This is a genomic window from Xanthomonas bonasiae (genome assembly GCF_017163705.1).
Classification (GTDB): Bacteria; Pseudomonadota; Gammaproteobacteria; order Xanthomonadales; family Xanthomonadaceae; genus Xanthomonas_A; species Xanthomonas_A bonasiae.
On the sequence record NZ_JAFIWB010000016.1, the window covers coordinates 25534 to 37754 of the forward strand.

Here is a 12221-nt window from a genome sequence, read left to right on the forward strand (position 1 = left end):
CAAATCCCGGCCATAAAAAAGACCCGGTAGAGGGAGGGATCTACCGGGTCTTGGCTGCGCGGGGGGAGGGACCCGCGCGTACCACTGGTCAGTCGTGCGGCTGCGCCGCAGTGGACTTATTTGGTCTTGGCCTTCGGTGCGGCCTGGTCGCTGGCCGCCTCGAACTGGCTCTTGGCGAGCTGGCCGATGGCTTCGGAGGTCTTCAGGCCGAGGCCGAACACTTCCTGGTTGGCCGTGGCCAGCCGCTCGAAATTGTCGCGGGCGATCTGCAGGCCCTTCGGCCACAGCGACTGCACGCTGCCCAGGTCGCGCGCTTCGGTGAGCTCGCCGAGGAAGCCGGTGGTCGCGGCGACGTTCTTCTCGAAGGTCTTCAACTGCACGCCGAACACGCTCTCAGCGCTTTCCAACGCCAGGCGGTTGGCGCGCGAAGCGGCGGCGGCGAACTGCTGGGTGTAGCTGCTGAATTGATCGTTGAACTGAGCGGACATCATGCGACTCCAAGGGAATGCCGATTGCTGTTGCAGTGCAACATACGCGCATTCTGCTGCAATGCAACATTATTTTCTGAAGCCGCTCAGTTTTCGTTTAAACTTGCTTTGGGATCAATAGGTTGAAGCCGCTCTGCCTGTCGCCGACCGGGCCTGCGGACGCACCGCGCAGGCGCCGGTTGCGCCGCCGCGGGCCCAGGAACGGGACCGTCCATCCGCACCTGGTCAGTCGCCGTCACGCCGCCCTTGCGAATCCCCAATCCCCAATCCCGACTCCCCGCCTCAAGCAGGACCGCGATACCGGCAACCAGAGGTGCAGGTCTCGTGGACCACCACCTCGCTCAGCAGCGGCAATGCCGGCTTGAGCCGTTCCCAGATCCAGATCGCCAGGCGTTCGCTGGTCGGGTTCTCCAGTCCCTCGATGTCGTTGAGGTAGTGGTGGTCGAGGCGGTCGTAGATCGGACGGAACGCGGCCTTGATGTCGCCGAAGTCCATGACCCAGCCGGTGTCGGCGCCAGGTTCGCCGCTGACGTGCAGCTCGATCCGGAACGAATGCCCGTGCAGCCGTGCGCACTTGTGGCCGGGCGGGACGTTGGGCAGGCGGTGCGCTGCCTCCAGGGTAAAACTCTTGAAGATGTCCATGGCGTCATTGTAGGTGGCGTGGGAATTGGCCGGCGCATCGCCGGTCCTGCTGCGGTCCCGCGACAGCGGCGCGTCGCGAAAACACGAACGCCGCCCGGAGGCGGCGTTGGTGGTGCTGCGGTCGGCTGCGCTTAGCGCGCGGCGCTGGGCTGGCCGCCGCTGCGACGGCGCTCGCCCTGGCGACGTGCGCCGCCCGGCTGGGCGCCGCCGGCCGGCTTGGCGCCGGCATGCGCGTGCGGGCGCGGCGCGTCGCCGTGCGGACGCCGTGCGTGCGTGCTCTTGCGCGGCGGACGCTGGCCACCCGGACGCTCGTCGGCCGGATTGTTGTTGCCCCAACGGATCGGCATGGACGGCTCGAAGCCCGGTACGTCGCGGATGTCCATCTCGCGCTTGAGCATGCGCGAGATCGCACGCAGTAGCTTGGCCTCGTCCTGCGCCACCAGCGACACCGCCTCGCCCTGCGAGCCGTTGCGGCCGGTGCGGCCGATCCGGTGCACGTAGTCCTCGGCGACCATCGGCAGGTCGTAGTTGATGACCTTCGGCAGCTGGTCGATGTCGATGCCGCGCGCGGCGATGTCGGTCGCCACCAGCACGGTGATGCGGCCGGCCTTGAAGTCGCTCAGCGCGCGCAGGCGCTGGCCCTGGCTCTTGTTGCCGTGGATCGCGGCGGTCTTCAGCCCGGACTTGTCCAGGAACATGGTCAGCTTGTCGGCGCCGTGCTTGGTGCGCGCGAACACCAGCGTCTGCATGCGCGAATCGGCGGCCAGCAGGTGCAGCAGCAGCTCGCGCTTGCGCGTGCCGTCGACCGGGTGCACGCGGTGGGTGATGGTGTCGGCGACGGTGTTGCTCGGCGTGGCCTGGATTTCCTGCGGGTTGTGCATGAACTCGCGGGCCAGCTGCTTGATGCCTTCCTCGAAGGTCGCCGAGAACAGCAGGGTCTGCCGGTTCTGCTTGGGCAGCTTGGCCAGGATGCGCTTGATCGAGGGCAGGAAGCCCATGTCGAGCATGCGGTCGGCTTCGTCCAGCACCAGGATCTCGATGCCCGACAGGTCCACGCTGCGGCGCTCGAGGTGATCGAGCAGGCGGCCCGGGCAGGCGATCAGCAGGTCCACGCCGCGACGCAGCGCGTCGAGCTGGTTGCCCATGCCGACGCCGCCGTAGATGGTGGTGCTGGGGATGCGCAGGTACTTGCTGTAGCCGCGCAGGCTGTCGTGCACCTGGGTGGCCAGCTCGCGGGTCGGGGTCAGGATCAGCGCGCGCGGCTTGCGTGCGCCATTGCCGACCGGCTGCGGCGAGGTGCCCAGGTGCTGCAGCAGCGGCAGGCCGAACGCGGCGGTCTTGCCGGTGCCGGTCTGCGCGCCGGCCATCAGGTCGTGGCCGGCCAGCGCCAGCGGAATCGCCTGCAACTGGATCGGGGTGGGGGTTTCATAGCCCTGCTCGGCCAACGCACGCAGCAGGAAGGGCGCCAGGCCCAGGGATTCGAACGACATCGAGGAAAGCTCCGGATAACGCGCCGTCGCCGGGACATGCCCGGCGGGAAGACGCAAGTTGGGTGAGGCTCGGAGCGTTCCCGTGAACCGCGCTGCGAGAGGGTGGATCAACCCGGAGCAGACAGCGCTCGGGTTTGTCGGCACCACGAAAGGCGTCGGGCGGGGCGGGCGAGCGGATCGAAACGATCCTGGCCTCGCCGGCGATCCCTAAGGGAAACGGACGGCCGCATGCAGACCTGGCCAGTCTACGCTGAATTGGCGCGTTGCACAAAAGTCGCAGCGAATCATCCGACAGTCGGCAATTCCGTTTCAGTTGCAACCAATATGCGGTCTGGCCGTACAATCGCCCGATCAGCTCCCCAGCACTGGACGGACATGAAGCTAGGTTCCCTGAAGGAAGGCGGCCGCGACGGCACCCTGATCGTCGTTTCCCGCGATCTGACCCGCGCCGTGCGCGCCACCGGCATCGCCACGACCCTACAGCGCGCGCTGGAGGACTGGAGCAATCTTGCGCCGCGCCTGAACGCGCTGTCCGAGTCGCTCAACGACGGCAGCGCCGACGGCCAGTTCGACCTGGACCTCGCCGCGCTGGCCGCGCCGTTGCCGCGCGCCTACGAATTCCTCGACGGCAGCGCCTACCTGCCGCACGTCGAGCGGGTACGCCGCGCGCGCGGCGCCGAAGTGCCGGAGAGCTTCTACACCGATCCGCTGATGTACCAGGCGGTCAGCGCCGGTTTCTACGGCCCGCGCGATGCGGTCAAGGTGGTCAGCGAGGACTACGGCATCGACCTGGAGGCGGAGATCGTGGTGGTCACCGACGACGTGCCGATGGCGGTCGATGCGCAGCAGGCGGCCGCGCATATCCAGCTGGTGGGGCTGGTCAACGACGTGTCGCTGCGCAACCTGATCCCGGCCGAACTGGCCAAGGGCTTCGGCTTCGTGCAGTCCAAGCCGCGCTCGGCGCTGTCGCCGGTGTTCGTCACCCCCGACGAGCTGGGCGAGGCCTGGCGCGACAACAAACTGCATCTGCCGCTGCTGACCCATATCAACGGCGCCTGGTTCGGCGCGCCGGAAGCCGGCGAGGACATGCAGTTCGACTTCGCCCAGCTGGTCGCGCACGCGGCCAAGACACGGCCGCTGGCGGCCGGTGCGGTGATCGGCTCGGGCACCATCGCCAACCAGGACACCACGCGCGGCGCCTCGTGCTTCGCCGAGCTGCGCGTGGTGGAAACGCTGCGCGACGGCCAGCCGAGCACGCCGTTCATGAAGTTCGGCGACGTGGTGCGGATCGAGATGCTGGACCGTGACGGAGTGAGCATCTTCGGCGCGATCGAACAGCGCATCGAGCCCGCCTCCCGGCCCTGAGCCGGCCAGTGGCGGCACCGAGACGACCGGCGGTGCCGCTGCTACTGTGTCCACCGGTATCGTGATCGTCCGGACGGGAGGGCAGAGCGTGGAAGAGGCGTTGCAGCTGTACACCTACTGGCGTTCCAGCGCCGCCTATCGCGTTCGCATCGGCCTCAATCTGAAGGGGCTGGCCTACCAGGCGTTGCCGGTGCACCTGTTGCGCGACGGCGGCCAGCAGCATTCGCCGGAGTACGCGCGGCTCAATCCGCAGGAACTGGTGCCCACGCTGTGCCACGACGGCCAGGCGATCCGCCAGTCGTTGGCGATCCTGGAATACCTGGACGAGCGCTGGCCGGAGCCGCCGCTGCTGCCCGACGCGGCGATCGACCGCGCGCGGGTGCGCGGGCTGGCGCAACTGATCGCCAGCGACGTGCATCCGCTCAACAACCTGCGCGTGACCCAGTTCTTCGAGAACGTCTGGAACGTGCCGCAGTCCGAACGCGAAGAGTGGATGCTGCACTGGATCGTGCTGGGCTTCGATGCGCTGGAACAGTTGCTTGCCGAGTCGCCCGACACCGGTAGCTACTGCCACGGCGAGCAGCCCGGCATGGCCGATTGCTGCCTGGTGCCGCAGGTGTTCAACGCGCGCCGCTTCGGCGTGGACATGCAGGCGTATCCGACCATCGCGCGGATCGAGCAGGCCTGTCTGGCGCTCCCGGCGTTCCAGGCGGCGCGCCCGGAGCGGCAGCCGGACGCGCAGGGCTGAGGCTGGCGTCTTGCTCTTGTAGGAGCGGCTTCAGCCGCGACAGGGGCGTTACCGGAGAGGCGTGTCGCGGCTGAAGCCGCTCCTACAGAAGCGACGCAGCGTGCGCCCTCAACCGAAGCCGTGGGTGATCCGCGGCGAGCTGACACCGCCGCTGTTGCCGGCGTCGTAGTCGGCGTAGGGATCGTGTTCCCCGCTGGAGCCCTCGGACAGGCGGAATTTCAGCGCAAGGCCGTCGCGCGAGTCGGCCGCGCGCAGCGCTTCCTCCTGCTCGATCTGGCCCTGCTTGACCATCCGGAACAGGCACTGGTCGAAGGTTTCCATGCCTTCCTCCAGCGATTCCTCCATCGCCGCCTTGATCTCGTGGACCTGGCCGCGGCGCAGCAGGTCGCGGATCATCGGCGTGTTCAGCAGCACCTCGGTGGCCGGGCGGCGGCGCTCGTTCTTGTCCTTGACCAGGCGCTGCGAGACCACCGCGCGCAGGTTCAGCGCCAGGTTCATCAGCACGTTCTTGTGCGCGCTTTCCGGGAAGAAGTTGAGGATGCGCTCGATGGTCTGGTCGGCGTTGTTGGAATGCAGCGTGGCCAGGCACAGATGCCCGGTCTCGGCGAAGGCGATCGCCGCCTCCATCGTCGTCGCGTCCAGGATCTCGCCGATCAGGATCACGTCCGGCGCCTCGCGCATCGCGTTCTTCAGCGCGTTGTGGAAGGCGTGGGTGTCCAGGCCGACCTCGCGCTGGTTGACGATCGACATCTTGTGCTTGTGCAGGTATTCGATCGGATCCTCGATGGTGAGGATGTGCCCGGTGGTGGTGCTGTTGCGGTGGTCGATCATCGACGCCAGCGAGGTGGACTTGCCGGAGCCGGTGGAGCCGACCACCAGCACCAGCCCGCGCGGGGTCATGATCACGTCCTTCAGCACCTGCGGCAGGTGCAGTTCCTCGATGCTGGGGATCTTGCTGCGGATCGCGCGGATCACCATGCCGACCTCGCCGCGCTGCTTGAACACGTTGACCCGGAAGCGGCCGGCGTCCTGCAGCGCGATGGCCATGTTCAGCTCCAGCTCGCGCTCGAACTGCGGCACCTGGCCCTCGTCCATCAGCGAATAGGCGATCTTCTTGACCATGCCCGGCGGCAGGCCGGTGGCGCCGAGCGGGTACAGCTTGCCTTCGATCTTGATATAGACCGGTGCTCCCGTGGTCAGGAACATGTCCGAGGCGTTCTTTTCGGTCATCAGCTTCAGGAAGTAGCCGATATCCATGCGCAATGGTTCCCCAACAATCCGCGGCCGCCCGTTGCAAGCGCGCCACAGGCTTCCGACAATGGCCGTGCTCGACGTCTCCGCCTACGGCCCCCCTTGATGAAAACTAGCTTCGCACAAATCCGTTGCCCGCAGTACGTGATGGCGTGCGCATTGGCGCTGTTTGCCACGCCCGCCGCCTTTGCCCAGGTCGCCTCGCCGGAACTGCAGGCCGCGCAGCAGGCGGTGCAGCGCGCGATCCAGGCCGACGCCGACCAATACGCCCCGGACCTGATCGCCACTGCCCGCCAGGGCCTGGAGCAGGCGCAACAGGCGGCGCTGGACCGCCGCCAACGCAAGATCGCACCGCAGCTGGCGCTGCGCGTGGCGGCCGATGCCGACCTGGCGCGGGTGCGCAGCGAGGAGGCGGTGGCGAATGCGCAACTCAAGCAGCGCAAGGCCGAGGTGGCCGACCTGCAGCGCAGCTTGAACACCGGGGAGGCGCGTCCATGAGCCGCCGCCTGGGAATGGCCGGCCGCCTGGCCGCGCTGCTGTTGCTGGTCGCGCCGCTGGCCGCGTTCGCCGCCGACGATCCGGAGCTGGCGGTCCTGAACCAGCGCCTGGTCGCGCTGCAGGCCGATCCGCTGAGTGCCGACGTGGCCGCCTACGAGCGGCTACAGGCGCAGCAGGCGGTCGCCGCGTTCGCCGCGGCCAAGCGCAAGGAGCAGGACGACGCGCGCTATCTCGCCGAGCGCCGCGTCGAGATCGCCGAGACCGCCGCGCGCGCCGCCCTGGCGCGGCGCCAGGTCGACCAGTTGGAGAAGACCCGCAGCGACTTGCTGGTCGAGGCCAGCCGGCGCGAAGCCGCGCGCGCGCGCCAGGAAGCCGAGCGGCTGCGGGTGCAGGCGCAGATCCAGGCCGAAGAGGCCGAAAGCCTGCGCCAGGCCGCCGAGGCCGAGCAACTGGCGCGGCAGGATGCCGAGCAGGCGCTGACCAACGTGGCCGGGCAGCAGACCGCCAAGCTCAGCGCCGCGCAGCAGAAGTCGGCCAAGCTGGCGCGCGAGGAGGCCGAGCTGGTCGCCGGGGCCAAGCTGCCGGCGTCGCGTTTCGAGCCGCGCGGGGAGGTCTTCACCGTCACTGGTGGCGCCTTCGCGGCAGGCAAGGCGGCGCTGTCGGCCGATGCCGCCGGCCAGGCCAAGGCGCTGGCGCAGTATCTGCAGATCGGCGCCAAGGGCCGGGTGCGGATCGAGGCCTACGACGCCGATGCCGGCGTGGCGCAGAAGCGCGCCGACGCGTTGCGCGAGGCGCTGGTCGCCGGCGGCGTGACGGCGAGCCGGTTGCAGGCGGTCGGCAAGAAGGCGCCGGCGACCAAGGCGCGTGCCGCCGAGGTGGTGATCGCGCCCTGAGCGGGGTTGGCCGGTGCAGACCCTGGAGCCCGTTTAACGCGGTTTTTCTCTGGGCCTGAGCGGCGAGCAACTGAATGCGGAAAGCGCGCGCTGCTGCCCTTGCCGGAACTGGTGGGGAGGCGTAGGGTCGAACTCCCAGGCGACACACCGTCGCCTGGTTCCACGGAGACTCCGGGCCGATGAAGCAGTGGCACGCACCGCAGCGAGACGTTCCAAGGGCAACAGGCCCGGGCGTTGCGGTGGAGTGGCTGGCGACCCGCGCGACTCCGCTCCCAGGCAACGCCCCGTGCCGTTCCGGCCGGGGCGTTCTTGTTTCCAGCTGAAGGAGGCTATTCCTATGTTCGAAGGGCAACCGCAGACCGAAATCGACGCGTTGATCAAGTCCGATCCGGAGTTCAAGCAGCTCTACCAACGCCACAAGACCCTGGACAAGAAGTGCATGGACGCCGAGCTCGGCGTGCTGCCGATCGACGATCTCACCCTGTCGCAGATGAAGCGGGAAAAGCTCGCGGCCAAGGAAAAGCTGTTGCGGCTCTACGACGAGCAGCAAAAGCCTCACTGATTCCTCCCTCCCACGACAAGCGTTCAATTGTCGCGGGCGGTGGCCGGCCTCCTCGTCGGCTTGCCACCGTCCGCGTCATCTCCTCCGAAGCCGCGATCGCGGCTTTTTTCGTGCCGGTTCGGCGCTTTGTCTGACATTCCGGCGCATACCGCGGATAATCACCGGTCCAGCCGCTATGACGGCGCGATGCATCCGGACGCGATGGCCATTCACTCTTCCGTACTCGACCTGATCGGCGACACCCCCATCGTCAAGGCCAGCAAGCTCGACACTGGCGTGTGCGAGCTGTACCTGAAGCTGGAAAGCGCCAATCCCGGCGGCTCGATCAAGGACCGCATCGGCCTGTCGATGATCGAGGCGGCCGAGCGCCGCGGCGAGCTGAAGCCCGGCGCGGTACTGGTCGAGGGCACTGCCGGCAACACCGGTATCGGCCTGGCCCTGGTCGCCCAGCAGAAGGGCTACAAGCTGATCCTGGTGGTGCCGGACAAGATGAGCCGGGAGAAGATCTTCAACCTCAAGGCGATGGGCGCCGAAGTGGTGCTGACCCGCTCGGACGTGGCCAAGGGCCATCCCGAGTACTACCAGGACCTGGCCGCGCGCCTCGCCGCCGAGACGCCGGGGGCCTATTTCGTCAACCAGTTCGGCAACCCCGACAACCCGGCCGCGCACGAGTTCGGCACCGGTCCGGAGATCCTGCGGCAGATGGACGGCAAGCTGGACGCGATCGTGTTCGGCTGCGGCAGTTCCGGCACCATGACCGGCCTGTCGCGCGCGTTCGCCGCCGCCTCGCCGCACACCGAACTGGTGCTGGCCGACCCGGTCGGCTCGATCCTGACCGAGTACATCGAGCAGGGCACGGTCAGCGAGAAGTCCGGCAGCTGGCTGGTCGAGGGCATCGGCGAAGACTTCCTGCCCGACATCTCCGATTTCTCGCGGGTCAAGAAAGCCTATTCGATCAGCGACGCCGAGAGCTTCCATACCGCGCGCGAACTGCTGGCCAAGGAGGGCATCCTCGGCGGCTCCTCGACCGGCACCCTGCTGGCCGCCGCGCTCAAGTACTGCCGCGCGCAGACCGAGCCCAAGCGCGTGCTGGTGTTCGTCTGCGACACCGGCAACAAGTACCTGTCGAAGATGTACAACGACTACTGGATGCTGGACAACGGCTTCCTGGAGCGCCCGCAGCACGGCGACCTGCGCGATCTGATCCTGCGCCCGTACAGCCAGCGCGACACCGTGGTGGTCGGCCCCAACGACCTGCTGACCACCGCCTACCAGCGCATGAAGCTGTACGACGTGTCGCAGCTGCCGGTGATGGAAGGCGACCAACTGGTCGGCATCGTCGACGAAAGCGACGTCTTGTTGCACGTTTATGGCGACGAGGCGCGGTTCCGCGACCCGGTCTCCACGGCCATGGTCAGCAAGCTGGACCGGCTCGACGTCAAATCGCCGATCGAAGCGCTGCTGCCGGTGTTCGACCGCGGCCAGGTCGCCATCGTCATGAACGACGGCGCCTTCCTCGGCCTGATCACCCGCATCGACCTGCTCAACTACCTGCGCCGCCGCGTTCAGTAACGCCTTGAATGAACGGCCCCGCTGCATGGGGCCGTTCAGACCTCGCTGCTAGAATCACGCCCCTTCTCCGGGAACCCCACATGACGGACCACACGTCCAACCCCAATGGCGACGGCCATGCGCTGTCGCTGGCGACCCTGGCGATCCATGGCGGCCAGCATCCGGACCCGTCCACGGGCGCGGTGATGCCGCCGATCTATGCGACCTCCACCTACGCCCAGTCCAGCCCCGGCGAACACCAGGGCTTCGAGTACTCGCGTACCCACAATCCGACCCGTTTCGCCTACGAGCGCTGCGTCGCCGCGCTGGAAGGCGGCACCCGCGGCTTCGCCTTCGCCTCGGGCATGGCCGCCACCTCCACGGTGATGGAACTGCTGGACAGCGGCAGCCACGTGGTGGCGATGGACGACCTGTACGGCGGCAGCTACCGCCTGTTCGAGCGCGTGCGCCGGCGCACCGCCGCACTGGAGTTCAGCTTCGTCGACCTGACCGATCCGGCCGCGTTCGCCGCGGCGATCAGGCCCAAGACCAAGATGGTGTGGATCGAAACCCCCACCAACCCGATGCTGAAGATCGTCGACATCGCCGCGATCGCCGCGATCGCGCGCCAGCACGGCCTGCTGGTGGTGGTCGACAACACCTTCGCCTCGCCGATGCTGCAGCGTCCGCTGCAGCTGGGCGCGGACATCGTGGTGCACTCGGCGACCAAGTACCTCAACGGCCACTCCGACATGGTCGGCGGCATCGCCGTGGTCGGCGCCAACGCCGAACTGGCCGAGCAACTGGCGTTCCTGCAGAACTCGGTGGGCGGCGTGCAGGGCCCGTTCGACAGCTTCCTGGCGCTGCGCGGGCTCAAGACCCTGCCGCTGCGGATGCGCGCGCACTGCGACAACGCCCTGGCGCTGGCGCAATGGCTGGAAAGCCACCCGGCCGTGGACAAGGTGATCTACCCCGGCCTGGCCTCGCATCCGCAGCATGCCCTGGCGCAGCGGCAGATGTCCGGCTACGGCGGCATCGTCTCCATCGTGCTCAAGGGCGGCTTCGACGCCGCCAAGCGCTTCTGCGAACGCACCGAACTGTTCACCCTGGCCGAATCGCTGGGCGGCGTGGAGAGCCTGGTCAACCATCCGGCGGTGATGACCCACGCCTCGGTGCCGGTCGCACGGCGCGAGCAGCTCGGCATCAGCGATGCGCTGGTGCGGTTGAGTGTGGGGGTGGAGGATGTGGGCGATTTGCGGGTGGATCTGCAGCGGGCGCTGGAGGCGCAGCCGTAGGCATGAAGGAGGCGCAGCCGCGTCCGGGTGTCTGGTCCAGCTTGCGCACCGGACTGCTCGGATTGAATGTTCAGGCGTGGATCCGCCGCCAGCCGTATCTGCAGCGCGCCTACCGCCTGTTCCCTCAGGCGATGCGCAGCCGGCTGGCGGCGGCACTCGCTGCGCGGTCGATCGCGCAAACCCGTTTCCAGCGGACCCAAGCCTGGGATGCTACGCAAAGCAGGGCGGCGCGCTGGCACGCGCGGCCGGACCGGCGTCCCGCTCCGCAAGCGCCAGGAGTCAACATTCTTGGCTACATCCGCGGCGAATTCGGCCTGGCCGAGAGCGCGCGGATGTACGCGCGTGCCCTGATCGACGCGGGCGTGCCCGTGGCCTTGTACGACATCGATCTGGGCATGCCACACGGGTGGGGCGATCACAGCATGGACGACTACATCGATGAGTCGTTGCCGCATGCGGTCAGCATCGTGTTCGTCAACCCGGACTACCTGGAGCCTGCACTCGAGTACGTAGGCCAGGCACGAATGAAGGGCCGGTATGTGATCGCCTGCTGGTTCTGGGAGCTGGAAAAGATCCCGGACAGCTGGCAGGGCGCGATCCATCTCGTCGACGAGATCATGGTCGCTTCGGCGTTCATCGAAGACGCGTTCCGCAGGATTACGGACAAACCCATCGTGCGGGTGCCGATGCCCTTGTCCGAGGTGTACGACAGCGGCCTGCAGCGCGGCGATTTCGGGCTCGAGCCCGATAAGTTCGTCTTTCTGTGTTCCTTCGACTTCCACTCGTTCATCGCGCGCAAGAACCCGCAGGCTGCGGTGCGTGCGTTTCGCGCAGCATTCCCGCCCGGCCGTGACGACGTGCGCCTGCTGGTGAAATCGAGCAACGGCCAGCAGCATCCCGACAGCATGCGCGACCTATTGAATCTGATCGCCGGCGATCCGCGCATCTTGGTACGCGACGAAGTCATCGATCGGGCCCATGTCCAGGCATTGCAGCGTTGCTGCGATGCCTATGTGTCGTTGCACCGCGCCGAGGGATTCGGTCTGGGGTTGGCCGAGTGCATGGCGTTGGGCAAGCCGGTGGTCGCCACCGGTTGGTCGGGCAACATGGAGTTCATGGGTCCGGAGACCGCCTGCCTGGTCGATTACGAACTGGTGCCGGTCGTCGCAGGAGACTATCCGGAGTCCAGCGGTGCACGCTGGGCCGAGGCCGATGTCGCGGATGCGGCCGCGGCCATGCGTCGTCTCGCGGATGACCCGGTGCGTGCTCGCGCCCTTGGCGCGGCCGCGAAAGCGCATGTGTGCAGCCATCTTTCTCCGGAACGGGCAGCGCAACGCCTGCTCCAGAGATTGGCGGAATTGGACGCCAGGGCCACGAATTGAATATGGCATGCACTATCGCGTTTTGCAGTGCACCGAAACTTTATGGGGAGGACGTG

General features: G+C 67.6%; 12 protein-coding genes. 8 read left to right on the forward strand and 4 right to left on the reverse strand.

What is annotated here, in order from left to right; genetic code table 11:
* Positions 1 to 116 precede the first annotated feature (116 nt).
* The 3 genes from JR064_RS14085 to JR064_RS14095 all read right to left on the reverse strand — a co-directional run bounded on the left by JR064_RS14085 (position 117) and on the right by JR064_RS14095 (position 2620).
* Entirely contained in the window at positions 117 to 488 is a 372-nt protein-coding gene (locus JR064_RS14085; RefSeq protein ID WP_191825413.1) for a phasin family protein, read from the reverse strand.
* 282 nt (positions 489 to 770) lie between these two features.
* Positions 771 to 1130: a 6-carboxytetrahydropterin synthase QueD gene (queD, locus tag JR064_RS14090; protein ID WP_179568646.1), complete on the reverse strand. Its 360-nt coding sequence runs from the start codon at positions 1128 to 1130 to the stop codon at positions 771 to 773.
* Between the two features lie 131 nt (positions 1131 to 1261).
* Entirely contained in the window at positions 1262 to 2620 is a 1359-nt protein-coding gene (locus JR064_RS14095) for a DEAD/DEAH box helicase (protein WP_206230132.1), read from the reverse strand.
* A gap of 375 nt (positions 2621 to 2995) precedes the next feature.
* Between JR064_RS14095 and JR064_RS14100 the strand changes: the two genes are divergently transcribed.
* Both JR064_RS14100 and maiA read left to right on the forward strand, forming a co-directional pair.
* Positions 2996 to 3985 carry a fumarylacetoacetate hydrolase family protein gene (locus JR064_RS14100; RefSeq protein ID WP_206230133.1) on the forward strand — a complete coding sequence of 330 codons (990 nt, stop codon included), beginning with the start codon at positions 2996 to 2998 and terminating at the stop codon, positions 3983 to 3985.
* An 88-nt stretch (positions 3986 to 4073) separates the two neighbouring features.
* A complete protein-coding gene (gene maiA, locus JR064_RS14105) occupies positions 4074 to 4733 on the forward strand; it encodes a maleylacetoacetate isomerase (protein ID WP_206230134.1) in 660 nt (219 codons plus the stop codon).
* A 108-nt stretch (positions 4734 to 4841) separates the two neighbouring features.
* On the opposite strand, the gene JR064_RS14110 is transcribed toward maiA, so the two are convergent.
* On the reverse strand, positions 4842 to 5990 hold the full coding sequence (locus JR064_RS14110; RefSeq protein ID WP_179568633.1) for a PilT/PilU family type 4a pilus ATPase: 1149 nt from the start codon (positions 5988 to 5990) through the stop codon (positions 4842 to 4844).
* A gap of 99 nt (positions 5991 to 6089) precedes the next feature.
* Between JR064_RS14110 and JR064_RS14115 the strand changes: the two genes are divergently transcribed.
* The 6 genes from JR064_RS14115 to JR064_RS14140 all read left to right on the forward strand — a co-directional run bounded on the left by JR064_RS14115 (position 6090) and on the right by JR064_RS14140 (position 12165).
* Positions 6090 to 6482, forward strand: coding sequence for a DUF4398 domain-containing protein (locus tag JR064_RS14115; protein WP_206230135.1), 393 nt, complete (start codon positions 6090 to 6092; stop codon positions 6480 to 6482).
* A complete protein-coding gene (locus JR064_RS14120) occupies positions 6479 to 7375 on the forward strand; it encodes an OmpA family protein (protein ID WP_179568629.1) in 897 nt (298 codons plus the stop codon). Before JR064_RS14115 ends, JR064_RS14120 begins: the two co-directional genes overlap by 4 nt.
* Before the next feature lie 337 nt (positions 7376 to 7712).
* Entirely contained in the window at positions 7713 to 7937 is a 225-nt protein-coding gene (locus tag JR064_RS14125; RefSeq protein ID WP_009575526.1) for an HP1242/YdcH family protein, read from the forward strand.
* A gap of 201 nt (positions 7938 to 8138) precedes the next feature.
* Positions 8139 to 9509: a pyridoxal-phosphate dependent enzyme gene (locus tag JR064_RS14130; RefSeq protein ID WP_206230136.1), complete on the forward strand. Its 1371-nt coding sequence runs from the start codon at positions 8139 to 8141 to the stop codon at positions 9507 to 9509.
* 80 nt (positions 9510 to 9589) lie between these two features.
* The gene (locus tag JR064_RS14135; protein WP_206230137.1) at positions 9590 to 10783 is read left to right on the forward strand and encodes a cystathionine gamma-synthase; all 1194 of its coding nucleotides are present in this window, start codon (positions 9590 to 9592) and stop codon (positions 10781 to 10783) included.
* A gap of 2 nt (positions 10784 to 10785) precedes the next feature.
* The gene (locus tag JR064_RS14140; protein WP_206230138.1) at positions 10786 to 12165 is read left to right on the forward strand and encodes a glycosyltransferase; all 1380 of its coding nucleotides are present in this window, start codon (positions 10786 to 10788) and stop codon (positions 12163 to 12165) included.
* The last annotated feature ends 56 nt before the right edge of the window (positions 12166 to 12221 follow it).